General features: G+C 61.9%; 21 protein-coding genes. 11 read left to right on the top strand and 10 right to left on the bottom strand.

All coding sequences use genetic code 11. The annotated features are described in order from the left end of the window. The first annotated feature begins 41 nt into the window (after positions 1 to 41). From K0H47_RS16820 to dhaL, 5 genes are all read left to right on the top strand, one after another. Positions 42 to 1,049 (top strand): substrate-binding domain-containing protein, encoded by a 1,008-nt coding sequence (locus K0H47_RS16820; RefSeq protein ID WP_177026529.1) that lies wholly within the window; start codon positions 42 to 44, stop codon positions 1,047 to 1,049. 151 nt (positions 1,050 to 1,200) lie between these two features. Further along, the gene (locus K0H47_RS16815; RefSeq protein ID WP_219273270.1) at positions 1,201 to 1,956 is read left to right on the top strand and encodes an SDR family oxidoreductase; all 756 of its coding nucleotides are present in this window, start codon (positions 1,201 to 1,203) and stop codon (positions 1,954 to 1,956) included. A gap of 28 nt (positions 1,957 to 1,984) precedes the next feature. Continuing rightward, positions 1,985 to 3,100 (top strand): alcohol dehydrogenase catalytic domain-containing protein, encoded by a 1,116-nt coding sequence (locus K0H47_RS16810; RefSeq protein ID WP_063031068.1) that lies wholly within the window; start codon positions 1,985 to 1,987, stop codon positions 3,098 to 3,100. Positions 3,101 to 3,273: 173 nt separating this feature from the next. Next, positions 3,274 to 4,275 carry a dihydroxyacetone kinase subunit DhaK gene (locus K0H47_RS16805; protein ID WP_219273269.1) on the top strand — a complete coding sequence of 334 codons (1,002 nt, stop codon included), beginning with the start codon at positions 3,274 to 3,276 and terminating at the stop codon, positions 4,273 to 4,275. 3 nt (positions 4,276 to 4,278) lie between these two features. Continuing rightward, positions 4,279 to 4,923, top strand: a complete 645-nt coding sequence (gene dhaL / locus K0H47_RS16800) for a dihydroxyacetone kinase subunit DhaL (RefSeq protein ID WP_219273268.1) — start codon at positions 4,279 to 4,281, stop codon at positions 4,921 to 4,923. Positions 4,924 to 5,034: 111 nt separating this feature from the next. Here dhaL and K0H47_RS16795 read toward each other — a convergent pair whose 3' ends face one another. Then, positions 5,035 to 5,925 (bottom strand): LysR family transcriptional regulator, encoded by an 891-nt coding sequence (locus tag K0H47_RS16795; protein ID WP_219273267.1) that lies wholly within the window; start codon positions 5,923 to 5,925, stop codon positions 5,035 to 5,037. A gap of 103 nt (positions 5,926 to 6,028) precedes the next feature. Between K0H47_RS16795 and K0H47_RS16790 the strand changes: the two genes are divergently transcribed. Together K0H47_RS16790 and K0H47_RS16785 are read left to right on the top strand one after the other, a co-directional pair. Further along, on the top strand, positions 6,029 to 6,514 hold the full coding sequence (locus K0H47_RS16790) for a heme-binding protein (RefSeq protein ID WP_063031076.1): 486 nt from the start codon (positions 6,029 to 6,031) through the stop codon (positions 6,512 to 6,514). Continuing rightward, on the top strand, positions 6,511 to 8,040 hold the full coding sequence (locus K0H47_RS16785; RefSeq protein ID WP_219273266.1) for an MFS transporter: 1,530 nt from the start codon (positions 6,511 to 6,513) through the stop codon (positions 8,038 to 8,040). The genes K0H47_RS16790 and K0H47_RS16785 overlap by 4 nt, the downstream gene beginning before the upstream one ends. A 151-nt stretch (positions 8,041 to 8,191) precedes the next feature. On the opposite strand, the gene sohB is transcribed toward K0H47_RS16785, so the two are convergent. Further along, positions 8,192 to 9,217, bottom strand: a complete 1,026-nt coding sequence (gene sohB / locus K0H47_RS16780) for a protease SohB (protein WP_017479031.1) — start codon at positions 9,215 to 9,217, stop codon at positions 8,192 to 8,194. 193 nt (positions 9,218 to 9,410) lie between these two features. Between sohB and K0H47_RS16775 the strand changes: the two genes are divergently transcribed. After that, complete coding sequence (locus tag K0H47_RS16775) at positions 9,411 to 10,121, top strand: histidine phosphatase family protein (protein WP_093198097.1); 711 nt, start codon at positions 9,411 to 9,413, stop codon at positions 10,119 to 10,121. A gap of 56 nt (positions 10,122 to 10,177) precedes the next feature. After that, positions 10,178 to 10,492 carry an SCP2 sterol-binding domain-containing protein gene (locus K0H47_RS16770; RefSeq protein WP_017479029.1) on the top strand — a complete coding sequence of 105 codons (315 nt, stop codon included), beginning with the start codon at positions 10,178 to 10,180 and terminating at the stop codon, positions 10,490 to 10,492. Between the two features lie 425 nt (positions 10,493 to 10,917). Here K0H47_RS16770 and K0H47_RS16765 read toward each other — a convergent pair whose 3' ends face one another. After that, positions 10,918 to 13,551, bottom strand: coding sequence for a glucosidase (locus K0H47_RS16765; protein ID WP_219273265.1), 2,634 nt, complete (start codon positions 13,549 to 13,551; stop codon positions 10,918 to 10,920). 195 nt (positions 13,552 to 13,746) lie between these two features. On the opposite strand from K0H47_RS16765, the gene K0H47_RS16760 reads away from it, so the two are divergent. Continuing rightward, positions 13,747 to 15,114 carry a VOC family protein gene (locus K0H47_RS16760; protein ID WP_063031084.1) on the top strand — a complete coding sequence of 456 codons (1,368 nt, stop codon included), beginning with the start codon at positions 13,747 to 13,749 and terminating at the stop codon, positions 15,112 to 15,114. Between the two features lie 125 nt (positions 15,115 to 15,239). Here K0H47_RS16760 and K0H47_RS16755 read toward each other — a convergent pair whose 3' ends face one another. Beyond that, the gene (locus K0H47_RS16755; RefSeq protein ID WP_219273264.1) at positions 15,240 to 15,479 is read right to left on the bottom strand and encodes a DUF465 domain-containing protein; all 240 of its coding nucleotides are present in this window, start codon (positions 15,477 to 15,479) and stop codon (positions 15,240 to 15,242) included. A 188-nt stretch (positions 15,480 to 15,667) separates the two neighbouring features. On the opposite strand from K0H47_RS16755, the gene tkt reads away from it, so the two are divergent. Next, positions 15,668 to 17,728: a transketolase gene (gene tkt / locus K0H47_RS16750; protein WP_177072149.1), complete on the top strand. Its 2,061-nt coding sequence runs from the start codon at positions 15,668 to 15,670 to the stop codon at positions 17,726 to 17,728. A 61-nt stretch (positions 17,729 to 17,789) separates the two neighbouring features. Here tkt and K0H47_RS16745 read toward each other — a convergent pair whose 3' ends face one another. The 6 genes from K0H47_RS16745 to K0H47_RS16720 all read right to left on the bottom strand — a co-directional run bounded on the left by K0H47_RS16745 (position 17,790) and on the right by K0H47_RS16720 (position 23,852). Further along, a complete protein-coding gene (locus K0H47_RS16745) occupies positions 17,790 to 18,551 on the bottom strand; it encodes an SDR family oxidoreductase (RefSeq protein ID WP_219273263.1) in 762 nt (253 codons plus the stop codon). A gap of 43 nt (positions 18,552 to 18,594) precedes the next feature. Beyond that, positions 18,595 to 19,422 carry a DMT family transporter gene (locus K0H47_RS16740; RefSeq protein WP_063031092.1) on the bottom strand — a complete coding sequence of 276 codons (828 nt, stop codon included), beginning with the start codon at positions 19,420 to 19,422 and terminating at the stop codon, positions 18,595 to 18,597. A 75-nt stretch (positions 19,423 to 19,497) separates the two neighbouring features. Then, complete coding sequence (gene gcvA / locus K0H47_RS16735) at positions 19,498 to 20,403, bottom strand: transcriptional regulator GcvA (RefSeq protein ID WP_177026537.1); 906 nt, start codon at positions 20,401 to 20,403, stop codon at positions 19,498 to 19,500. Positions 20,404 to 20,485: 82 nt separating this feature from the next. Then, complete coding sequence (locus tag K0H47_RS16730; RefSeq protein WP_201141507.1) at positions 20,486 to 20,854, bottom strand: SMI1/KNR4 family protein; 369 nt, start codon at positions 20,852 to 20,854, stop codon at positions 20,486 to 20,488. A 46-nt stretch (positions 20,855 to 20,900) separates the two neighbouring features. After that, positions 20,901 to 21,734 (bottom strand): suppressor of fused domain protein, encoded by an 834-nt coding sequence (locus tag K0H47_RS16725; protein WP_093198126.1) that lies wholly within the window; start codon positions 21,732 to 21,734, stop codon positions 20,901 to 20,903. Between the two features lie 60 nt (positions 21,735 to 21,794). Beyond that, positions 21,795 to 23,852, bottom strand: a complete 2,058-nt coding sequence (locus tag K0H47_RS16720) for a methyl-accepting chemotaxis protein (protein ID WP_219273262.1) — start codon at positions 23,850 to 23,852, stop codon at positions 21,795 to 21,797. Positions 23,853 to 24,080 lie beyond the last annotated feature (228 nt).

Genomic DNA, 24,080 nt, shown 5'->3' with positions numbered 1-24,080 from the left:
ACCGAACTGAACGACCTACAACAATAAGCGGAGTTCTCATCATGAAAGTTGGTATTTCCCTCGCCGCCGTCGCGGCACTCTCCCTGCTCGCCAGCAGCATTGCCCTGGCGGCCGATGGCAAGACCTACAAGATCGGCGCCGCGGTATACGGCCTCAAGGGCCAGTTCATGCAGAACTGGGTACGCGAGTTGAAGGAACACCCGGCCGTCAAGGACGGCACCGTGCAACTGACCGTGTTCGACGGCAACTACGACGCCCTGACCCAGAACAACCAGATTGAAAACATGGTGACCCAGCACTACGACGCGATCCTGTTTGTACCGATCGACACCAAGGCCGGCGTCGGCACCGTGAAGGCTGCCATGAGCAATGACGTGGTGGTGATCGCCTCCAACACCAAGGTGGCGGACGCCAACGTACCTTATGTCGGCAACGACGACGTGGAAGGCGGCCGGCTCCAGGCCCAGGCCATGGTCGACAAGCTCAAGGGCAAGGGCAACGTCGTGATCATCCAGGGCCCGATTGGCCAGTCGGCACAGATCGACCGGGAAAAGGGTGAGATGGAAGTGCTGGGCAAGCACCCGGACATCAAGATCATCGAGAAGAAAACCGCCAACTGGGACCGCGCCCAGGCGCTGGCCCTGACAGAGGACTGGCTGAACGCCCACCCGAAAGGCATCAACGGAGTAATCGCGCAAAACGATGACATGGCCCTAGGTGCGGTGCAGGCGTTGAAGTCCCATGGACTGACCTCCAAGGACGTACCGGTGACCTCCATCGATGGCATGCCGGATGCGATCCAGGCAGCCAAGAAAGATGAAGTGACCACTTTCCTGCAAGACGCCCAGGCGCAATCCCAAGGCGCGCTGGATGTGGCGCTGCGTGCGCTGGCCGGCAAGGACTACAAGCCGCAGTCGGTGATCTGGGAACGCTATGGCAAGGATGTGAAATGGGGTGACGGCACCGCCAAGAACTACATCCTGCCGTGGGTGCCAGTGACCAATGCGAATGCGGATGCGCTGTACCAGCAGGTCAGCGGTACGAAGTAAGTTTTGACTTGAAAACCGGTCAAGTGTGGGAGCGGGCTTGCTCGCGAAAGCGGTGGATCATTCAACAGATGTGCCACCTGATACACCGCTTTCGCGAGCAAGCCCGCTCCCACATTGGATCTCCACCGATCTGAAAAATGGAGTCATGTTCATGTCTGGATTCTGGAATCAAGCCTTCGACCTCACCGGCCGCTGCGCCGTGATCACCGGCGGGGCCGCCGGGATCGGTCTGGCTTGTGCCAGCCTGCTGGTGGAACGCGGCGCGCGGGTGGCCCTGCTCGACCGTGACCCGGCCGTGGTCGAAGTCGCCGCCAGCCTCGGCACCGGGAACATCGGCATCGCCGTGGACCTGCGCCAACTCGACCAGGTGCACAGCACCGTCGACTACGTATTCGATCACTTCAAACGCCTGGATTACCTGGTCAACAGCGCCGGGGTCGCCCTGCTGGACAAGGCCCTGGACGTCAGCGAAAACGCCTGGGACACCACCCTCGACATCAACCTCAAGGCCAGCTTTTTCGTCGCCCAGGCCTGCGCCAAACACATGCTTGCCCAGGGCAGCGGGCGCATCGTCAACCTCGCTTCCCAAGCGGCAGTGATCGGCCTGGACCGTCACGTCGCCTACTGCGCCAGCAAGGCCGCCGTGGTCGGCATGACCAAGGTGCTGGCCATGGAATGGGCGCCGCATATCAACGTCAACGCCATTTCCCCGACCATCGTCGAAACCGCCCTGGGCAAAAAGGCCTGGGCCGGCGAGCTGGGGGAACGGGCCAAATTGCAGATCCCGGCGGGCCGCTTTGCCCAGCCGGAAGAAATCGCCGGGCTGGCGTTGTACCTGCTCAGCGACGCCGCGCAGATGATCACCGGCGAGAACGTGGTGATCGACGGCGGCTACAGCATCCAGTAATTGATCTTTTGTCGTGAGGTTTATCGTCATGTCTACCGTTACCGAACGCACGCCCGAGCAACTGTCACCCGTCATTCCGAAAACCATGCAGGCCGTGGTCTGCCATGGCCCCGAAGACTATCGCCTGGAGACCGTCGATGTACCGACGCCCGGGCCCGACGAGATCCTGACCAAGGTCGAGCTGTGCGGCATCTGCATGGGCGACATCAAGACTTATCGCGGTGCTCCATCGTTCTGGGGCGATGCTGAGCAGCCGCGCTACGTGAAGCCGCCGATGATTCCCGGCCACGAATTCGTGTGCCGCGTGGTCGCCCTCGGCCCAGGCGCAGAAAAGCGTGGAGTGAAGGTCGGCGACCGGGTGATTTCCGAGCAGATCGTGCCGTGCTGGGGCTGCCGCTTCTGCAACCACGGCCAGTACTGGATGTGCCAGAAACACGACTTGTACGGTTTCCAGAACAACGTCCAGGGCGCCATGGCCCAGTACATGATCTTCACCAAGGAAGGCATCATCCACAAAGTGCCGGACTCGATTGCCCCGGACGAAGCCATCCTGATTGAACCCCTGGCCTGCTCCCTGCACGCAGCGGAGCGGGCCAATGTGGATTTCGACGACATCGTGGTGGTGGCCGGTGCCGGTACCCTGGGCCTGGGGATCATCGGCGCGGTGCGCATGCGCAACCCGAAAAAACTCATCGTGCTCGACATGAAACCCGAGCGCGCCGCCCTCGCCCTGCGCATGGGTGCGGACGAAGTGTGGAACCCGGCTGAAGTCGACGTGATGGCGAAGATTCGCGAGATCACCGACGGCTACGGTTGCGACATTTACATTGAGGCCACCGGGCACCACAAGGCGGTGAACCAGGGCCTGGCGATGCTGCGCAAACTGGGGCGTTTTGTGGAGTTCAGCGTGTTCAACGACGAGGCCACGGTGGACTGGTCGATCATCGGCGACCGCAAGGAACTGGACGTGCTGGGCTCCCACCTGGGTCCGTACATGTACCCGCGCGCCATCGACTTTATCGGCAACCGCAAGATCGACATGCGCGACGTGGTGACCCACAAATTTGCTTTGGCAGACTTCAAGGAAGCATTTGCGGTGATGGAGCGCGGGGACAAGTCGCTTAAAGTCGTGCTGGAACCCTGATTGGCCCAATAACACAAAACCCTGCGGGCGCCGGGCTCTTTGTGGGAGCTGGCTTGCCTGCGATAGCATCGACCCGGTGTCACTGAAAGACCGAGGCGCTTGCATCGCAGGCAAGCCAGCTCCCACACAAGCCCGGCTCCCACACCAAGAATAAGAACACAGGAAACCGCGTTATGAATCGAGTGATAAACGATCCGGACCAAGTGGTCGAGGACATGCTGCGGGGCATTTTGGTCGCGCACCCCGAGCTGCGCCAATACGAAACCAATCCCCGGGTGATCGGCAAGGCCAAGGCGTCGCCACAGGGCCGCGTGGGCATCGTGACCGGCGGCGGTTCCGGCCATGAACCGGCTTTCCTCGGCTATGTCGGCCCCGGCCTGGTGGACGCCGTGGCCGTCGGCGAAATCTTCTCCTCGCCCACCGCCAAAAGCTTCTTCGATGCTTTCCGCGCCGCCGACCAGGGTGCCGGCGTGGCGTGCCTGTACGGCAACTACGCCGGCGACAACATGAACGTGAAGCTGGCAATGAAAATGGCCGCCAGCAAGGACATGCAGATCCGCACCGTGGTCGCCAACGACGACGTGGCCTCGGCGCCCAAGGCCGATATCGCCAAGCGTCGCGGGGTGGCAGGCGAGATCTTCATGTGGAAGGTCGGCGGTGCGGCCGCTGCCCAGGATTACGATCTGGACGGCGTGATCCGTGTCGCCCAGAAGGCCGTCGACAATTGCCGATCCATCGGCATCGGCCTCACGCCCTGCACCATCGCGGCGGTGGGCAAGCCGAACTTCCAGATTCCTGACGGGCAGATGGAATTGGGCATCGGCCACCACGGCGAGCCGGGCATTGAAGTCATCCCCATCGAATCTGCCGAAGCCATGGCCGCGCGCATGCTCGTGCCGATCCTCGCCGACCGCGACTTCAGCCAGGATGACAGCGTGGTGGTGCTGGTCTCGGGCCTGGGGGCGACGCCGGTGATGGAGCTGTACATTTTCTACGCCGAGGTTGAACGTCAGCTGCAGGCCAGGGGCTTGAAGATTCACCGCTGCTACGTGGGCAACTACTTCACCTCCCTGGAAATGATGGGCGTGACCCTGACCTTGCTGGGCCTGGACGCCGAGCTGAAAACCCTGATCGACCAACCCTGCCGTTCCATCGGCATGACCCAGGCGGACTAAACCATGAGCCAGCATTTCTCCACCCACGACGGCAGCGCCATCGTCGCCGACCTGGTGAGCGTGATCGTTGCCAACCGCGAATACCTGAGCGAAGTCGACGGCGCCATTGGCGATGGCGACCACGGCATCAACATGGCCAAGGGGTTCGCCCATTGCGGGCGCACCATTGAAGGCCGTCAGTTGACCCTGGCCGAAGCGCTGGACGAGTTGACGCTGAGCCTGATGGAAGGCATCGGCGGCTCCATGGGGCCGCTGTATGGCAGCCTGTTTATCGGCATGGCGGATGAGGTGCGGGGCCGCGAAGAGATTGACGCGGCGACCTTTGCCCATTTGCTGCGGGGCGGGTTGACGTCGTTGCAGGACATCACCGACGCCGGCGTGGGTGACAAGTGTTTGATGGACACCTTGATTCCGGCGGTGGAAGCGTTTGAACAGGCCAATGGGTCGGGGGCGTCATTCAGTGAGGCGCTGGACGCGATGAAAAGTGCGGCGTCACAGGGGCGGGATTCCACCAAGGATCTGGTGGCAAAGATAGGTCGCGCCAGCCGTCTGGGCGAACGCTCGCTGGGTGTGCTGGATGCTGGAGCGGTGTCATGCTGCTTGATACTGACGCGATTGGCGGATTCGGTTCAGCCGCGGTTGGTGTAGCGCCTGGTCAGGCCTCATCGCAGGCAAGCCAGCTCCCACAGTTGACCGAGTTGCCCGGGCGTACACGGTCAGCTGTGGGAGCTGGCTTGCCTGCGATGGCCGCGACCCGGCTTAACTTTTATCACCAAAACCAGCCGCACTCAGTTTGACTTGCTTGATGTACCGCGCCACCGCCGGCGCCTTTTCAAAGCGCCGGTGGATCAGCGACAACCACGACGAGGCCTCACTGCCTTCGATGCTGCGGTACACGACATTCGGCAAACCCACATGCCCTACCACCGACGCCGGCACCACCGCCACGCCCTGCCCCAGTGACACCAACGCAATCACCGCCACCAACCCGCCCGGCTGCGGCCCCAGCCGAGGCGCATAACCACCTTGGGCGGCCACCTGCAGCGTGCCGCTGATCTGCTCGGGCAAGATAAAGGTCTCGTTTTGCAGGTGCTCGCAACTGATGGCCTTTAATCCCAGCAGCCAGGAATCCTGCGGCAACGCCAGCACAAACCCTTCGCTGTTCAAACGCACCGCCTCGACGCCCTCAGGTAATGTCATCGGCGAGCGGATATAGCCAATATCGAAGCGCCCCTCTGCGACCAGCCCCGGCAACGTCGGCATCGGGCTTTCGCGCACGCTCATGCTCACGTCGGGAAAGTCCCCACAGAACGACTGCACCTGGCGCTGTAACAGGCCTGAATAGACCGCCGACGCAACGTACCCCAATTCAATGTGACCAATCTCACCGCGCCCGGCGCGCTGGGCATTGCGCTGGGCAAACTCGAACTGACGCACCGTGGCCTCAGCCTCGATCAACAGCGCCGCTCCCGCTTCGGTGAGGCTGACTTCGCGCTGCTGGCGGATAAACAAGCGCGTACCGAGGGTGTTTTCCATGTCCTGGATCTGCCGGCTCAGGGTCGGCGGGGCGATGCCTAGCTGCTCGGCGGCCCGAGTGAAATTGCGTTGCCGGGCAACCGCCAGAAAGTAGCGGAAATGACGTATTTCCATCGCAGGATTAGCTCAAAGGTAATGAAGATCACTGTCACGCCTAATAAAGCCAAGACTCGGCGGGACTAAGCTGTGCGCACGCTCACAGTAGAGAGGCACCCCCATGTTAGTCAAATCCCTGGTACTGGCACTCGCAACGCTGGCCACCCTGCCCTCGGCAATGGCCGCCGAACCACCCGCCACCATTGCCCACAAGGCAATACTGACCCTGGCCACCGCCCAGCAGATCGCCACGCAGGCCCGTAAAGTCGCCGCTGATAAAGGCTGGCCCTGCGCGCTGGCGATTGTTGACGATGGCGGCTGGCCGATCCTCACCACCCGCATGGACGGCGCTCCCGTGGTTGCCGGGATTGAGTTGGCCCAAGGCAAGGCCCGTACCTCGGCGCTGTTCAAACGGCCGTCGGCCGATCTGGAAAACGCCATCAACGGCGGGCGCCAGGCAGCCGTCACCGCCGGCCTGCTGATGATGAAAGGCGCTCAGCCCATCATCCTCGAAGGCCAGGTAGTGGGCGCCATCGGCATCAGCGCAGACACCCCGGCCCACGATGATGAGATCGCCCTGGCGGCGGTGGCTTCGGTGCAGCCATGAGCAAGGTCAGCCCACGCCTCACGCTGCTGACTGCCTCCGGGGTCTGCTCACTGATCGTGCTCGACACCAATATCGTCGCCGTGACCCTGCCGAGCATCGCCCGGGACCTCGGGGCGAATTTTGCCGATATCGAATGGGTGGTCAGCGCCTACATGCTGGCCTTCGCCGCCCTGTTATTGCCGGCCGGGAGCATCGCCGACCGCTTTGGGCGCAAGAAGACCCTGATCTGGGGCCTGAGTATTTTCATCCTCGCGTCCATTGGCTGCGGCGCGGCGCCGAATGCGTTGTTCCTGGATATCGCCCGCGCCGTCAAAGGTGTCGGTGCGGCGCTGCTGCTGACCTCGGCACTGGCGTCCATCGGCCATACGTTTCACGACGAAGTGGAGCGTGCCAAGGCCTGGGCCTTCTGGGGCGCGTGCATGGGTGTGGCGATGACCGCTGCGCCGACCCTCGGCGGCTTGATCACCCAGTACCTGGGCTGGCGTTGGATTTTCTATCTCAATTTGCCGGTTGGCCTGGTGTTGATGGGCTTGGTGTTGCGCGCGATTCCGGAGTCTCGGGACGCCCAGTCCGCCAGGCTCGATCCCTGGGGTAGCCTGACCTTCAGCGCCAGCCTGCTGTGTTTGATCTGGGGCCTGATCGAAGCCAACCGCATCGGCTGGGACAACCCGCTGACCTACGCGCGGCTGCTGGGCGGTGCGGCGTTGCTGGGTGTGTTTGTACTCGCCGAACGCTTGCAACAGCGACCCATGGTGGACCTGCAGTTGTTCAAGCACCCGCGCTTTATCGGTGCGCTGCTGGGGATGTTCGCCTACGCCGGCTGCGCCCAAGTGATGATGACGTTGCTGCCGTTCTACCTGCAAAACGGCCTGGGATTCTCCGCGATCGCCTCGGGGCTGGGCATGTTGCCGTTTGCCTTGACCATGTTGATCTGCCCGCGAATTGGCGCCCGCCTGGCCAGCCGTTTTGCCCCGGCAACGATGATGGCGACGGGGCTGGCGTTGGTGGGGTGCGGCAACCTGCTGAGTGCCTGGGCGGTGAATGTCGGCGGTTATCTGCCGTTCGCCCTGGCCATAGCGGTCACGGGGGCCGGCGCCGGGTTGCTCAATGGCGACACCCAGAAAAACATCATGGCCTGCGTGCCACGGGATCGCGCGGGAATGGCGTCGGGTATGAGCACTACCATGCGCTTCAGCGCGATCATGTTGGCGATTGGGGTGTATGGGGCGTTGTTGAGCAGCCATAGCGAACAGTTGCTGCACACGAGCATCGGCTCACAGTGGCAGGAACAGGTGGCAGGGATTGCTTCACGGGTAGTGGCAGGCGATATGCCGGCGGCCATGGCGTTGCTGCCTGAAACGGCACGCGGGATGGTGCAGCCACTGGCGCGGCAGGCGTTTGTCGGCGGGTTCAGCGTGGTGTTGTGGGTGGCGGGGTTGTTGGGTTTGCTGGGGGCGCTGGTGGTGGGGTTGTTGATGCGGCACCCCATACCGGCGGTGCCGCAGGTCTCTTTACTGACTCGATAATGCGACCACCACGACCCAATGTGGGAGCGGGCTTGCTCGCGAATGCGGTGGATCAATCAATACATCTGTGACTGATCCACCGCCTTCGCGAGCAAGTCGAATCGTCGCACCGCCGCTCCCACATTTTGATCTTCGACAGTCAGTTGAAGGGTTACCAGAAACGCTGCTGGGTCAGGCGGCTCCACCAGGTCAGCAGCACCCGGTCTACTGAACCGCTGGCCGCCAGGCCTACCCGCTCCTGCAGGCTTTTACGCTCGGCATAGTGCAGGTGGAACACCTCGGCGGTCTTGGCCTTGGTCGCCAGGTATTCATCGCTGGTTTGCAACTGGTCTACCAGTTGCTTGTCCAGCGCCGCGACACCCAGCCAGACTTCACCGGTGGCCACATCATCAATGGCCAACTGCGGGCGGTAGCGCGACACGAAGTTCTTGAACAGTTGATGGGTGATGTCCAGGTCTTCCTGGAACTTCTCGCGGCCCTTCTCGGTGTTTTCGCCAAACACCGTCAGGGTGCGTTTGTATTCACCGGCGGTCAGCACTTCGAAGTCGATGTCGTGCTTCTTCAGCAGGCGGTTGACGTTGGGCAACTGCGCCACCACACCGATGGAGCCAAGGATGGCAAACGGTGCGCTGATGATCTTCTCGCCGATGCACGCCATCATGTAGCCGCCGCTGGCCGCGACCTTGTCGATGCACACGGTCAACGGCACGCCCGCCTCGCGGATACGCGCCAGTTGCGACGACGCCAGGCCGTAGCTGTGAACCATGCCGCCGCCGCTTTCGAGGCGCAGTACCACTTCGTCCTTGGGCGTGGCCAGGCTCAGCAGTGCGGTGATTTCATGGCGCAGGCTTTCAGTGGCCGAGGCCTTGATGTCGCCGTCGAAATCCAGCACGAACACCCGAGGCTTGGCTTCGGGTTTCTTCTTGCCTTTCTTCTTTTCGGTTTTGCTTTCGGACTTGCGCAGGGCCTTGAGCTGGTCCTTGTCGAGCAAGGTCTGCTCCAGGCGCTCACGCAGGCCTTTGTAGAAATCATTGAGCTTGCTGACCTGCAACTGGCCGGCGGCTTTACGGCGGCCCTTGCTGCGCAGCGCGGCAAAACTGATCAGCACCACCAGGATGGCGACGACCAGGGTGACAGTTTTAGCCAGGAAAGTAGCGTACTCGGCCAGAAAATCCATGTGACTCCTTACAAGTGCAGTGCGCCAGGCGCGGATTGCCCAAGCATACCGACGCCACCGTCATGGGGCCAGTGATCAAACCGCCAGCAACGGGCCTCTAACGACCTTTTAAAACAAGCGTATGTTTTTTCATTGACAGCTTCCCGGCATCCTCATAACCTCGCCAGACTTTCAACGTACCGGGAAAACGGACGTGGGCAGCATCTACCTGATTCGACATGGCCAGGCCTCCTTCGGTGCAGACGACTACGACGTGCTGTCGCCCATCGGCGTGCAACAGGCGCAAGTGCTGGGCCGCCACCTGGCGGAACTGGGCCTGAGCTTCGACCGTTGCGTGTCGGGCGACCTGCGCCGGCAGCAGCACACCGCCACCGCCGCCTTCGAACAATACAGCGCCCTCGGCTTGCCGGTACCCACGCTGGAAATCGACAGCGCGTTTAACGAGTTCGACGCCGAGGCGATCATCCGCGCCCTGCTCCCGGACCTGCTGCACAGCGAACCCGAAGCCCTGCACATCCTGCGCAACGCCGCGCAAAACCGCGGCGAGTTCCAGCGCATCTTTTCCCTGATTGTCGAACGCTGGCTGGCCGGCACCTACGACCCGCCCGGCCTGGAAAGCTGGCTGGGGTTTGTCGAGCGCGTCCAGGGCGGCCTGCAACGCCTCCTCGAAGCCGCCGACAACAGTGACAAAATCGCCGTGTTTACCTCCGGCGGCACCATCACGGCCCTGCTCCACCTGATTACCCGGATGCCTGCTGCACAGGCCTTCGAACTGAACTGGCAAATTGTTAACACCTCGCTCAACCAGCTGAAATTCCGTGGTCGCGAGGTGGCACTGGCTTCCTTCAACAGCCATACCCACTTGCAACTGTTGAAGGCGCCGCAGCTCATCACCTTCCGATGAGCTGCGGCCAACCGTGACCCCAAGGTCACTGGACTCACCATAAAAGGATCGAAACCATGACTGACGTAGCTAAAGCCGTAGAAGCAATGAAAGCCAAATTCAACCCAGCCGCTGCCGACGGCCTGGACCTGGTGTTCGGTTTCCGTATCGACGACACCCAGAACTTCTCGCTGGTCGTGAAAAACAAAACCTGCGAACTGCTGGAAGGTGAAAACCCAGACGCCCAAGTCACTCTGGTGATGGACGGCGAAACCATGAAAGGCATCGTCGACGGCTCCACCGACGGCATGCAGGCATTCATGGGCGGCAAACTGCGCACTGAAGGCGACATGATGTTGGCCATGAAATTGAGCGAGCTGTTCCCGGCCTGATCAAACCCGCGCTAAAACGAAAAATCCCGCCAATGGCGGGATTTTTCGTTTCCGAGCCAAAACAAATTTTCCGGACTCCACCCAGGCATGAGGGGCGGCGAATGTACCTGGTTCTGATCTGTGGGAGCTGGCTTGCCTGCGATGCAGACAACTCGGTGCATCAGGTACACCGAGGTGATGCCATCGCAGGCAAGCCAGCTCCCACATTTGGACCGTGCCCGCTTCAGCTTTTGATTTTGCCTCACCACACTCAAGCCGGCCGGTAGGCCGCTGCGCTCTTAATCTGCTTTTGATCTTAGGCGCCCCGTTAAACCACGCTGGCCGAACGCAGGCTTTGGAGCGTGGCTAACCCGGCAGGACGCCGGGTTAGCCGCCGTAAGGGCGGAACCATAAGCCGCCGTTACCTAAACAACGGATATGCCCCCCTACCGAGGCTGCAACAACAGCGCCACCAACGCACTCCACCCCGTCTGATGCGAAGCCCCCAACCCCCGCCCGGTCTCGCCATGAAAGTACTCATGAAACAACACCAAATCGCGACTGCCCGGATCCGCCTCCAACTGCGCATACCCCACCATCGACGGCCTCGAACCGTTCTCATCCCTCAGAAACAATCGCGTCAACCGCTGACTGAGCCCATCCGCAACCTCCTCCAGCGAAGCCAGATACCCACTCCCCGCCGGATACTCCACCGAAAAATTATCCGCGTAGTACCGATGAAACTCCCGCAACGACTCAATCAGCATGTAATTGACCGGCATCCACAACGGCCCACGCCAGTTAGAGTTACCCCCGTACAACCGCGAATCCGACTCTGCCGGCTCATAACGGGCACACAGCGTATTGCCATTCATCTTCAGCGCCAGCGGCTCCTCGGCAAACGCTTTCGACAGCGACCGCACACCAAACGTCGAGAGAAACTCAGACTCATCCAGCATGCGCCGCAGCAAATCCTTGGTCCGCTCCCCCCGCAACAGCGCCAGCAACAGGCGATTCCCCTGCCCCGGCTCGTTCCAGCGCGACACCAACTTGGCCAGGTCCGGCCGATGCTTCATAAACCCCAGCAACCGCTCGCGCAAACCTTCCAGCCCTTCATGCTCCCGCTGCTCCAGCACCAGCACCGCAAACAGCGGCATCAGGCCAACGATGGAGCGCAACCGCACCGGCTCACTTTCACCGCCCGGACGATGCAGCACGTCATAGAAAAACTGATCCTGCTCATCCCACAAGCCTTCGGCACTGTCGTCTACCCGGTTGATCGCCCCGGCGATATACAGGAAGTGCTCAAAGAACTTCACCGCGATGTCCACATACACCACGTTGCGCTTGGCCAGTTCCAGGCCGATACGCATCAGGTCCAGCGCATACGCCGCCACCCACGCCGTTCCGTCCGCCTGGTCCAACTGATAACCCGGCGGCAAATCAGCCGAGCGATCGAACAGCGCAATGTTGTCCAGCCCGAGAAACCCGCCCTGGAACAGGTTGCGGCCCTCGGCGTCCTTACGGTTAACCCACCAGGAAAAATTCAGCAGCAGCTTGTGGAAGATCCGCTCGAGAAAATCCATGTCGCCCACGCCGTTCAGCGCCTTGTCCTGCTGGTACACCCGCCAGCTGGCCCAGGCATGCACCGGCGGGTTGGCGTCGTCGAAACGCCATTCGTACGCCGGTAACTGCCCGTTGGGGTGCATGAAGCGGTCTTTCACCAACAACAGGAGTTGCTGCTTGGCGTACCCCGGATCCATCAGGGCAAACGCCACCGCCTGGAAACCCTGGTCCCACGAGGCGTACCACGGGTACTCCCAGGTGTCGGGCATCGAGAGGATGTCGAAATTCGACAGGTGCCGCCAATGGGTATTGCGGATATGCAAACGCTCGGGCGGCGGCGCCGGCTGGGCCGGGTCGCCGTCGAGCCATTGATTCACGTCGAAGTAATACAGCTGCTTGGACCACAACAACCCCGCCAGAGCCTGGCGCTGCACGTTGCGTGCGTCTTCATCGGCGATGCCCTGCTGCAGCGCCGCGTAGAAATCATCAGTCTCCTGACGGCGTTCTTCGAACAGCTTGCGCGCATTGATCCACGGCGCCTCCGCCGGGGCGAAGCGCAGGTACAGGGTTTTGCTTTCCTGGCCCGCCAGTTCGAGGATGAAACGCGCGGCCACCTTGGTCCCCGAATCCCGGCGAATCGCTGCTTCCGAACCCGTGGTCACATAGTCGTTGATCCCATCCTTGAACGGCCCCGGCCCAGGTTGCCCGTCGAGCTTGGGGAAGTTGGTTTCGTTCTCGCAGAACAACCATTCCACACTGTCCTGGCCCCAGGCACTCAGGTGGCGATCAAACAATTCATGGTGCCGCGCCACCACCTGTTCGCCTTCCAGGCGCAATTCAGGCTTGGGGGCATCGTGGGTCCAGCTCCAGTCATTACGCGCCCACAGGTGCGGCAACACCTGCAGGCGCGTTGGCTGGTCCGATCGGTTGTGGACAGTGATGCGCATGAACACGTCATCGGGCTGATGCTTGGCGTATTCCACCGTGACGTCGCAGTAGCGGTTGTCTTCGAAAACCCCGGTATCGAGGATTTCGTATTCGGCATCCCCCAGGCCACGCCGGGCGTTTTCGGTGATCAGGTCGTCGTAGGGAAAGGCCGCGTGGGGGTACTTGTAGAGCATGCGCATGTAGGCATGGCTCGGCACGCCATCGACGAAAAAGTACAGTTCCTTGACGTCTTCGCCGTGGTTGCCCTCGGCGTTGTTCAGGCCGAACAGGCGCTCCTTGATGATCGCGTCGTGCTCGTTCCACAGCGCCAGGCCCAGGCACCAGCGCTGGGCCTTGTCGCTGAAGCCCGCCAGGCCATCCTCGCCCCAGCGGTAGGCGCGGCTGCGGGCGTGTTCGTGGGGGAAGTAGCGCCAGGCATCGCCGTCGGCGCTGTAGTCTTCGCGCACCGTGCCCCATTGCCGCTCACTCAGGTAAGGGCCCCAGTCACGCCAGCGCTCGGCGTCATCCTTGGCCAGGCGCTGGCCTTCAATCGTGTTCAGAATGTTCGTCGCAGGCTGTGCCGTCATCGAGTCTTCCGTCGCGTTCAGAGGGGACGGCCAGTGTAGAACCCATCGGCGCTGAGATGCACGTGAAGCTAATAACATCCAGCTCATTCATTTGCAGAATGAAGTCCAGAGGAATCTTCGTTTGCAAGGCAATGGCGGGCCCAACAAAATCAGGCAACCGTGTAGTTCACCTCGACAGCCGCCAGGAATTTTTCTATGCCCACCGCCCGCCATGTCAGCCCTGACGACATTCGCAAAGGCTTCTCCAAAGCCATGTCCGACATGTACCGCGATGAAGTGCCGCTGTACGGCGCCCTGATGGAACTGGTGGCCGAGACCAACGCCCGCGTGCTCAACACCGACGCCGCGCTGGCTCACCAACTGCAGCGCACCGGGGAAATCCAGCGCCTGGACATGGAGCGCCACGGCGCCATCCGCCTGGGCACCGCCGAAGAACTGGCGACCATCAGCCGCCTGTTTGCGGTGATGGGCATGCAGCCGGTGGGCTATTACGACCTCACGCCCGCCGGGGTACCGGTGCACTCCACGGCCTTTCGCGCCGTGCATGAAAGCGCCCTGCAAACCAGCCCGTTCCGGGTATTCACTTCCCTGCTGCGTCTGGAGCTGATCGAAAATCCTGAACTGCGCGCATTCGCCGAGTCAGCCCTGGCCAAACGCTCGATCTTCACTCCGCGCGCCCTTGAGCTGATCCAACAGGCGGAAGCCGACGGCGGCCTCGACGCTACCCACGCCGAAGCGTTTATCCAGCAAGCCCTGGAAACCTTCCGCTGGCACCACACCGCCACCGTCACCGCCGCGCAATACCAGCAACTGAGCGACCAGCACCGGCTGATCGCCGACGTGGTGGCCTTCAAGGGCCCGCACATAAACCACCTGACGCCGCGCACCCTGGACATCGACCAGGTACAGGCCGCGATGCCCGGCAAAGGCATCACCCCCAAGGCCGTGATCGAAGGCCCGCCCCGCCGCCAGTGCCCGATCCTGCTGCGCCAGACCAGCTTCAAGGCCCTGGACGAGGCAATTGCGTTTACCGATGCCAAGGGCAGCCACAGCGCGCGCTTCGGTGAGATCGAACAACGCGGCGTGGCGCTGACCCCCAAGGGCCGTGCGCTGTATGACCAACTGCTGAATGCTGCACGGGATGAATTGGGCGCGTTTCCGAATGAGGCCAATGCCGGGCGCTACACCGAATTGATGGAGCAGCACTTCCAGAGGTTTCCCGATAATCACCGCGAGATGCGCGAGCAGGAGCTGGCGTACTTCCGCTACTTCGTGACCGAGAAAGGCTTGGCCGCGCAGGACAAGGCCGCCACCCTGGACGAACTGATCGCCGCCGGCCACGTGGATGTGGAGCCATTGGTGTACGAAGATTTTCTGCCCGTGAGTGCGGCGGGGATTTTCCAGTCGAACCTGGGGGATGCGGCGCAAAGTCACTACGCGGCCAACTCCAACCAGGCCGAGTTTGAAAAGGCCCTGGGCCGTCAGACGATTGATGAGCTGAAGTTGTACGGGGAAACCCAGCAGCGCTCGATTGACGAATGCAAACGCGCGCTGCTGGCTTGAAAGAGAGAGTTCGCCCGGCCACAGCGCATTCCATGCGCCGTCTAAGAGCCCCAGTGCCGGGCGAACGATTGGCATGATAGGCAGCGGCGGTGCCGCTGTCTTTCAGGCAATTCTGAACAAATATTTTACTTGGCTGTAGCTTTCTCCAACTGCTCGACGATCTTATCTTTGATCAACAGGCGTTTTTTCTTCAGCTTCTCCAGCTCCTCGTCGCCGCCACTGGAGGACTCAAGCTCCAAAACCTCCTTGTCGGCGCTGTCGTACTGGTGGAACAGCGAATCCAGGTAGTTGTCGCCCGCCCTGCGCTGTTGAATGTCTTCCTTGGTGAAAGTCAGGTCCTGATACAGGTCGTGTTTCACTGGCATGGAGTACCTCCGCAAGTTGATCAATGACTGAATGCCCCTTGAAGCTAGCCCATCCGATGGGCTCTTGTCATGTTTGAGATGAACCTGTCGCGTTTGCGCCCCGTTCGTCGCGGGGCAGACGATTTCATAAAACCTTTGGCGCAGGCTGCCCTCCACTGTAGATCGTCACCCGATGGAGAACAGGTTCCATGAATCACGCTGCCAACGCTGTCGACACCCAGTGCATCAACACTATTCGTACCCTCGCCATGGACGCTGTGCAGAAGGCCAACTCCGGCCACCCCGGCACGCCCATGGGCCTGGCGCCCGTCGGTTACACCTTGTGGAGCCGCTTCCTGCGCTATCACCCCGAGCATCCCGACTGGCCCAACCGTGACCGTTTTGTATTGTCCGTGGGCCATGCCTCGATGCTGTTGTATTCACTGTTGCACCTGGCGGGCGTGGTGGAGATTGACGCCCACGGCAAGCGCTCCGGCCAGCCGGCCATCAGCCTGGACGACATCAAGCAGTTCCGGCAGATGAGCTCGAAAACCCCCGGCCACCCCGAATACCGCATGACCACTGGCGTGGAAACCACCACCGGGCCTCTCGGCCAGGGGTGCGCCAACAGCGTCGGCATGGCGATGGCCGAGCGTTGGCTGGCCAAGCGTTTCAACCGCGACGGCCAGGTGCTGTTCGACTACAACGTCTACACCCTGTGTGGCGACGGCGACATGATGGAGGGCATCAGCAGCGAAGCTGCGTCCATTGCCGGGCACTTGAAGCTGGATAACCTGTGCTGGATCTACGACAACAACACCATCAGCATCGAAGGTCACACCGAACTGGCCTTCAGCGAAGACGTGATCAAGCGTTTCCAGGCCTATGGCTGGCACACGTTGCACGTCACCGATGCAAACAACCTGCTGGCCCTGAGCGACGCCCTGAGCACCTTCCAGAAAAACACCGGGGCTCCGACGCTGATCGTCGTCGACAGCGTGATCGGCTATGGCTCGCCTCACAAACACAACACCGCGTCGGCCCATGGCGAGCCCTTGGGTGAAGAGGAAATCCGCCTGACCAAAGCGGCTTACGGCTGGCCCGAAGACTCAAGCTTCCTGGTACCGGAGGAAGCGCGTACGGTCCTGCGGGATGCGCTGCTTAAGCGCAGCAAGCCGCTGTATGAGCAATGGACCGAAACCCTGTCCCACCTCGAACAGTACGAGCCGGAACTGGCCGATGAGCTGCGCCGCATGCGTGCGGGCGAGATGCCCGAGCATTGGCAGGAGCAACTGCCGAGCTTTGCCGCGGATGCCAAGGGCGTCGCCAGCCGTGCCGCCGGTGGCGAGGTGTTGAATGCGTTTGCCAAGCAAATCCCGTGGCTGCTGGGGGGCTCGGCAGACTTGTCGCCGTCCACCAAGACCAACCTGACGTTCGACGACGCCGGGCGCTTCAGTGCCGAGAACTACGGCGGGCGCAACCTGCACTTCGGTATTCGTGAACATGCCATGGGCGCGATTGCCAACGGCATGGCGCTGTCGTACCTGCGGCCGTATACCTCGACCTTCCTCGTGTTCAGCGATTACATGAAGCCGCCGATTCGCCTCGCGGCGATCATGGAGCTGCCGGTGGTGTTCGTGTTTACCCATGACTCGATTGGTGTCGGCGAAGACGGCCCCACCCACCAGCCCATCGAACACCTGACCCAACTGCGGGCCACGCCGGGCTTGCTGACCCTGCGCCCAGGCGACGCGAATGAAACCCTGGAGGCCTGGAAGATCGCCCTGGCCCAGACCCACCGGCCGACCTGCGTGGTGCTGTCGCGGCAGAATCTGCCGACCCTGGATCGCACGAAATACGCCGCAGCCTCGGGCACGTCCCGTGGTGCTTATGTGCTGGCCGGCGCCGATAAGCCCCAGGTGATCCTGATGGCCACCGGCAGTGAAGTCAGCCTGGCGGTGGAGGCCTATGAGCAACTGAAATCTGAAGGCGTGGCGGCGCAAGTGGTGTCGATGCCGAGCTGGGAACTGTTCGAAGAACAGGACCAGGCCTACCGCGACAGCGTGCTGCCGCCAACAGTGAAGGCACGGCTGGTGGTGGAACAGGCGGGCCCGCTGGGTTGGGATCGCTACGTAGGGCAGACCGGGGCCAAGGTGGTGATGAACAGCTTTGGCGCCTCGGCACCCTTGGCCAAGTTGCAGGCCAAGTTCGGCTTTACCCTGGAGAATGTGGTGAAGCTGGCGAAAGAGCAGATCAAGCTCAACAGCTGACCCGGCGCAAGCATGCCTGGCGTGGCCTACCGGGGGGAGCCTCGGTGCCACGCCCTGCTGCTCATTTACCGCCGGTGACATCCAGGAACGTACCCGTGATGAAGGACGCCTCGGCGCCTGCCAGCCACAGGATCGCCCTGGACACTTCTTCAGGCTGACCGCCCCGGCCCATGGGGATCGAGTCTTTAACGCGATCAACCCGCCCCGGCTCTCCGCCGCTGGCGTGAATGTCGGTGTAGATATGCCCGGGGCGGATGCAGTTGACGCGTATTCCCTCCCTTGCAACTTCCTTGGCAAACCCGATGGTGAAGGTCTCAAGCGCGCCTTTCGATGCGGCGTAGTCGACGTATTCGTTGGGGCTGCCCAGCCGGGCGGAGGCCGACGAGATATTGATCACAGAACCGCCCCGCCCCTGGTGACGAAACGACATGCGCTTCACCGCTTGCTGGGCACACAGCATCGGCCCGATCGCATTGACCGCGAAAATCCGCTGCATGCGCTCGAACGCCAGGTCCTCGACCCGGGATTGCAACGCGTTGATCCCGGCGTTGTTAACCAGTACATCGATGCGCCCGAACGCCCGATCTATCGCGGCAAATAACTGAACGACCTGCTCCGGGTCTGCGCTGTCTGCACGCACGGCCAAGGCCCGGCGCCCCGCCGCTTCTACATCCGCCACTACCGCGAGGGCAGCAGATTCGTCGGAAACGAAGCTGATCGCCACGTCATAACCTTGTGCGGCAGCCAGCCGCGCGGTAGCGGCGCCAACGCCACGGCTTCCACCCGTGATCAGAATCAGCGGTGCCTGCGGGACGGTATCCATTGAGCGAACCTTCATGTGGTGGTGGGAAATGCGTTACCTGTCCTCAGCCGATGAGGAGGGTGCCGGTGGCGATCACCACGCACGCCAATACCTTGCGCACCGTCAGTGTCTCGCCGAGAAAGAAATAGCCAATCAGCGCCGCAAACAACACGCTGGTCTCGCGCAACGCCGACACCGCGCCCATGGGTGCACCGGCCATGGCGTAGATGATGATTCCGTAGGCCAGGAGCGACACCAGCCCGCCGGCGAACGCCGTGAAGAATCCGGGCCGCACGCTGAACAAACTCTTGGCCCCGCGCAGGCCGATGTACACCGCCGGCATCAGCACACCCCACAGGGCGCACATCCATACGGTGTAGGCCACGGGAGCGCCGGAAAGGCGTGCGCCGATGCCGTCTGTCACGCTGTAAGCGGCAATGAAACAGCCGGTGCCAAGGGCATATGGCAGGCTGGGCACGGCCAGGCGACGGCCCCTGAACGCCAGTGAAATAATCCCGCCAGACACCAGGGCAATGCCCAGCAGCGCGCTGGCCGACACGCTCTCCCCGGCAAACACTGCGGCGCCAAGGGTGATCAGGACCGGCGAGGAGCCCCGTGAAATCGGATAGGTTTGCCCCAGGTCGCCCACCTTGTAGCTGCGCACCAGGAACAGGTTGTAGCCCACATGCAGTACCGCTGACAGCACCACATAGAACCAACTGGCTGGCGCCGGCACTTCCAGGAACAAGGCAGCGGCGCCACTGGCAATAGCGACCGCCAGGCACATCACCGTCATCGACCAGAGCCGGTCGGCGCCGCCACGCAGCAGCGCATTCCAACTGGCGTGCAGTAAGGCGGCGAACAGGACCAAGAGAATGATGTGATAAGGCATGCGCTAATCCTAAGCAAACCGGCGCGTTAACTGAAACGAAGTCTCCTCATTGAAGAATGAGCAAATCCTCATGCTTTATTCGTAGGCGAGTCCGGCGTTTACCGCTTCCTGCATCAACCAATCACGAAAGCTGACGATGTGAGGCTGGGATTCGAGCCCTTTGGGGCACACAAAATAATAGGCGACCGGGGATGGGAACGGCACATCGAACAGCTTGACCAGGCTGCCGTCGCTCAGCTCTGACTCCACATGCCCACTGCGCGCCAATGCGATGCCCTGGCCGAGCAACGCCGCCTCGATCGTCATGTTGGTATCCGGAAACCTGACACTCTCATTGAGTGGCGAAATCGCCAGCCCGACGTGCTGGAACCACACTTCCCACTTCGGCACCAGGTCGGCGCCGTCGCGCATCAGCAAGGGATAGCGCAGCAATTCGGCGGGCGTGTTTGGCCGGCCAAAGCGCTTCAACAGATCGGGACTGGCCACTGGAAAAATCTGCTCGCGGAACAGGAACTCCGAGTAAAGCGCCGGGTAATTCCCGTTGCCCAAGCGGATCGCAACATCAGCCTCCGCACTGGAGAAGTTGATGATCTTGTCGCTGGAGTCCAGCGTGACCAGTATTTCCGGATGCCGCTGGGCCAGGCTCGGCAAACGTGGCAGCAGCCATTTCAGCGCGAAGGAATAGGTGGTGCTGACCTTGAGCCGCACCCTGCCCTTTTGCTCCCGCAGGTCCGCGAGTGTCGCCTCAAGGTTCATGAAGAACTCGCGCACGATGGGCGCAAGGGCTGCGCCGGCAGGTGTCAGGCTGAGTGACTTGCCCCGCTGGAACAGCTGCAATCCCCAGAGTTCTTCGAGGTGCTTGAGTTGATGGCTGACGGCACTTTGGGTGACGTGCAGCTCTTGCGAAGCAGAGGTGAACGTGGTGTGCCGAGTCGCAACCTCAAAGGCACGCAATGTCGAGGTGGGTGGCAGGTCTCTCATGGCATTGCTTCCCGGGCGGGCAATCGTTTATGAGTAAAAACTCATGATAGAGCATTCCATTCACCCGTCGAAAGCTGCCCGTTTATTCACACTCCACGCATACCTGCTGGAACCACGCCGAAAAATTCGGCCAGCGCTCATTCGTCGGGCCATTGTGCGACCAATACCGAACCTGCCCTGTCTGCGACACGCAGAAGTAGTCGCCGTTTTCTTCAATGAACGGCAGCCACTCCTTTGGCACCCCCATTTGGTTCCACGCAACCTGGGCGATTTCGAACAAATCGAGATGGCTCGTGCCCGGCAGGATCACGGCCGGCTCGAACGTCGCATTGGCCACATCGCTGCCGCCCTTGAGGAACTCGATATACGCCGCAGGGAACGGGAAGTTCAGGTTGCTCGCGGCCTTCTCGATTTCAGCATCGGTTGGAATACGGAACGGATCGGAGATCATTGAAAAGGTCTCTGGCTCGTCGAACGGGAGAGCGCTTCTACCGGCCTCATACCACGCTGGCCCGACGAAGGCTGCTGGTGTGCCCGATGCCAGCAGCCTTCAGGCGGCTGACCAGATCTTCCCGTGCTTCGCGCCCGCCGGTGCGCACGTATTCCAGCTCGGACGCGGTGATCAATACCACGGGAACCAGCCTGACCGGGGACAGCGGCATGTCGTCCAGGCGGGTCGGGAAGTCCGGATCAGGGCCGCCCAACAGCACGCCCGTGGCATCGTCCTCGGTGACGAACAGAGGCGGCAGCTGATCGCTCATGTGGTGCGACTGGCTGAACCCGGGCAGCTCCAGGGACAACACACCGTGGCGGTCCAGTTGATGGGTAATGCCGCCGGCGTTCGCCACGGTTTTTGCGACGTGCTCTATCAGCTCAAACGCCCAGCTCTGCTTTAAAGGATCAATCTCCCCTAACACACCCCGGGCATGTTCGGGGATATCGGACGTCTCCAGGAACAGCTCCATTTCGAAGCCATTGCCCAACCCCTCGGCGTCATCGAAAGGGTCTGACAGGCCGTCCGTGGCGAGCACGATGGCATGGTCCCGGCGAACCACCCGGTACGCCTGGCGGGTCGACGGCCAATCAGGCCCACCGCTGAAACTCGGGCTGATGATGTACGAGAGCACGTCCCGCTCAACAGTACCTACCGTTTGCCAATGGCGATCCAGGCATTGCGCGCTGGCCATGCACGCGGCGTGGTTCGCCGCCTCTGCTTCGGTCAGGTCGTCGTAATTGAGCTTTTGCGCGGCGGTTTCGGGTGATGCCACGGGCTCGGGCGACTGGGGCTCAGGCGTGTTCCGTGCCCCGAAGAGCTTCTTGAAGAAATTCATCTGCGTTCCTTGCTGGGCTGTAGGGAGCTGAATACCACAGTTTGCCCCGCCAACACACCCTCAACCCAGCTGGAACCGCGCCGTGTTATCGCTCAATGCTCGGCTGCCCTTGCTCAACATATCCGCCGCCTGATTCACCGCCCGCGCGCCATCGAGCAAGCGCCCGGCGGCCTGGTCAACCTGCTGGATATTGCCGCTCACTTCATCCGCCGTCGCCGCCTGCTCTTCAACCGCCGTGGCGATCTGCGCCAGGGTGTCAGTGACGCTCTGCACCGCGCTAGCGATCTCGCCCAACCGATGGCCCAAGCCCGTGACGGACTCGGCATCGGTCACCGCTTGCTCACAGGCCGCGCCCATCAGGGTGACCGCCTGGCTCACCGTCGCGCGCAAGCTGTCGACCGTCCCGGCGATCTGCGCCGTGGAGGCCTGGGTGCGTTGGGACAGGCTGCGCACCTCATCGGCCACCACCGCAAAACCCCGCCCCTGCTCACCGGCCCGCGCCGCCTCGATGGCGGCGTTCAGCGCCAGCAGGTTGGTCTGCTCGGCGATACCGCGAATGGTGTCGACCACCGACTGGATCTGCTGGCCCTGCTGGCTGACGCGTTCCAATGCATCGGAGGTGTCGGTCAGGCGCTGGTTGAGTTGCTGGATACTGGCGGTGGTGCGTTGGCTGTCGCGGCTGCTGTCTTCGGCAATCTGCCGGGTTTTTTGCGCACTGCCGGAGGCCTGCTCGCAGCTCTTGGCGACCCCCATGGAGGTCGCGGCCAACTGTGTGGCGGCCGCTGCAATCTGGCTGATCTGCTGTTGCTGGTCTTCCACTTCGGTCAGCGTGCTGCCTGATTGTGAATTGAGGGTCAGCACCGCAGAGCCCAACTGCTGCGTCTCGTGATTGACCCCCAACAGGCTGGTGCGCAACTGCACCACGGCGACGTTGAGCGCGGTGCTGATGGCGGCCAGTTCGTCACGCCCTTCCACCGCCACTTCCACGCACAGATTGCCGTCACGCAGGGATTCGGCCAGGGTGGTGATGCCGCTGGCGCTGCGGCGGATCGATGCCTGCAAGCACACGAACAGGTACAGCGCTGCCAGCGCCAGCACGCTGAACGTCACCGCCACTGGGATGAATTGCTTGAGCGAGCTGTCGCGGTAGTAACCCAGCCGCGCGTCCAGCGAGGTCAGCGACTGTTTACGCAACGCGCCGAGGGTGCCGAGCATGCCATCCACACTGCGTTCGAAGCCGGTGGTATCGAGCTTGATGGTGCCGCCGAACACGCCTTCGTCCAGGGTCTTCAGTTCGTTGTCCAGCAGTTGCAAGCTGTCGTCGTATTGCGCGATCCAGGTTTGCAGCCCCGGATATTGCTTGGCCTTGAGGGATGCGGCGGCCTTGACCAACTGGTCCCTTGCATCGCCAATGCGACCGCGTAAATCACGCATCTGCAAACGGCTTTGCAGGGTGAACTGCCCCGATGCGATGGACGACTGCCCGACGCTCGCCATGCGCCCGATACGCTCGATCAGGTCAGGTGTTTGCTGGGTGGAAATCTGCATCAGCAAATAGGTTTCAAGCCACGGGTCGAGGATCAAACCGGTGTCCATGGTGATCTGCTCGCGCAGGGTTTGCATCGCGCTCAATGCGGAAGTGAAGCGGTCGTAGCCGTCCGGCCACCAGCCCACGGTGCGCAGGGCCTGGGAGTCCATGTCGGTGACCGAAGCCTTTAGTGCTTCGAAGCGAGCGAGGGTATCAGCGCTGGCGTTCTGGGCTTTCAGGGCCTCGCCCAGGGCCTGCACGCTTTGCAGGATCAGCGGAAAATTGGTGTCCACGGCCGTCATTGCGGCTTTGGCGGCGGGTGTCTGGTCGTGGAGGATGTCGGCGGCTTTCCAGCGTGCGGCCAGATTGCGCTGGGCGGTCAGTTGGGCGTCCAGGGCATCCAGGGCCAGCAGTTCGCGCACGCCGAATTGCTCATTGGAAATCACCGTCTGCTTGGTGCGGTACTCCTGCGCGATCATCCACAAGCTGCCCGCCAGGGGCAGCATGAACAGAAAAAACAGGATCTGGAACTTGCGCGCGAATCCAAAACGTCCGAGCAGGCGGATTCCTGGCGACAAAAGGCTTTGCATGTCCGACGACTCCTAGAACCACTCGCCTGTGCGGCGAATCAAGCTTTGAAATGACTGACGGCAAAATGCCATGTCATTGATTAAGCTGGCTCAAGCAAGAAACGGACCGCTGGTGGTAAGCCCGCAGATACGCGGGCCGTCGTTCAAAAAACGCGGTGCCGTGCGCGAAAATGGGGCGAAAGCACTCAGCGCCGGTGGCAGAACGGTAACCGTCTGACGTGAGGGCAG

This window comes from Pseudomonas sp. Xaverov 83 (assembly GCF_019352905.1).
In the GTDB taxonomy this organism is placed as follows: domain Bacteria; phylum Pseudomonadota; class Gammaproteobacteria; order Pseudomonadales; family Pseudomonadaceae; genus Aquipseudomonas; species Aquipseudomonas yamanorum.
This window is presented reverse-complemented; position numbering and strand designations above follow the sequence as displayed.

Excerpts from the sequence above, each read along its gene's own strand:
- K0H47_RS16740 (WP_063031092.1), bottom strand. The coding sequence starts at position 19,422 with ATGCCTTATCACATCATTCTCTTGGTCCTGTTCGCCGCCTTACTGCAC.
- K0H47_RS16795 (WP_219273267.1), bottom strand. The coding sequence starts at position 5,925 with ATGGAAATACGTCATTTCCGCTACTTTCTGGCGGTTGCCCGGCAACGC.
- K0H47_RS16770 (WP_017479029.1), top strand. The coding sequence starts at position 10,178 with ATGACTGACGTAGCTAAAGCCGTAGAAGCAATGAAAGCCAAATTCAAC.
- K0H47_RS16745 (WP_219273263.1), bottom strand. The coding sequence starts at position 18,551 with ATGGATACCGTCCCGCAGGCACCGCTGATTCTGATCACGGGTGGAAGC.
- sohB (WP_017479031.1), bottom strand. The coding sequence starts at position 9,217 with ATGGATTTTCTGGCCGAGTACGCTACTTTCCTGGCTAAAACTGTCACC.
- dhaL (WP_219273268.1), top strand. The coding sequence starts at position 4,279 with ATGAGCCAGCATTTCTCCACCCACGACGGCAGCGCCATCGTCGCCGAC.
- K0H47_RS16730 (WP_201141507.1), bottom strand. The coding sequence starts at position 20,854 with ATGATCTCCGATCCGTTCCGTATTCCAACCGATGCTGAAATCGAGAAG.
- gcvA (WP_177026537.1), bottom strand. The coding sequence starts at position 20,403 with ATGAGAGACCTGCCACCCACCTCGACATTGCGTGCCTTTGAGGTTGCG.
- K0H47_RS16805 (WP_219273269.1), top strand. The coding sequence starts at position 3,274 with ATGAATCGAGTGATAAACGATCCGGACCAAGTGGTCGAGGACATGCTG.
- K0H47_RS16790 (WP_063031076.1), top strand. The coding sequence starts at position 6,029 with ATGTTAGTCAAATCCCTGGTACTGGCACTCGCAACGCTGGCCACCCTG.
- K0H47_RS16810 (WP_063031068.1), top strand. The coding sequence starts at position 1,985 with ATGTCTACCGTTACCGAACGCACGCCCGAGCAACTGTCACCCGTCATT.
- K0H47_RS16720 (WP_219273262.1), bottom strand. The coding sequence starts at position 23,852 with ATGCAAAGCCTTTTGTCGCCAGGAATCCGCCTGCTCGGACGTTTTGGA.
- K0H47_RS16815 (WP_219273270.1), top strand. The coding sequence starts at position 1,201 with ATGTCTGGATTCTGGAATCAAGCCTTCGACCTCACCGGCCGCTGCGCC.
- K0H47_RS16820 (WP_177026529.1), top strand. The coding sequence starts at position 42 with ATGAAAGTTGGTATTTCCCTCGCCGCCGTCGCGGCACTCTCCCTGCTC.
- K0H47_RS16725 (WP_093198126.1), bottom strand. The coding sequence starts at position 21,734 with ATGAATTTCTTCAAGAAGCTCTTCGGGGCACGGAACACGCCTGAGCCC.
- K0H47_RS16785 (WP_219273266.1), top strand. The coding sequence starts at position 6,511 with ATGAGCAAGGTCAGCCCACGCCTCACGCTGCTGACTGCCTCCGGGGTC.
- K0H47_RS16760 (WP_063031084.1), top strand. The coding sequence starts at position 13,747 with ATGCCCACCGCCCGCCATGTCAGCCCTGACGACATTCGCAAAGGCTTC.
- K0H47_RS16755 (WP_219273264.1), bottom strand. The coding sequence starts at position 15,479 with ATGCCAGTGAAACACGACCTGTATCAGGACCTGACTTTCACCAAGGAA.
- tkt (WP_177072149.1), top strand. The coding sequence starts at position 15,668 with ATGAATCACGCTGCCAACGCTGTCGACACCCAGTGCATCAACACTATT.
- K0H47_RS16765 (WP_219273265.1), bottom strand. The coding sequence starts at position 13,551 with ATGACGGCACAGCCTGCGACGAACATTCTGAACACGATTGAAGGCCAG.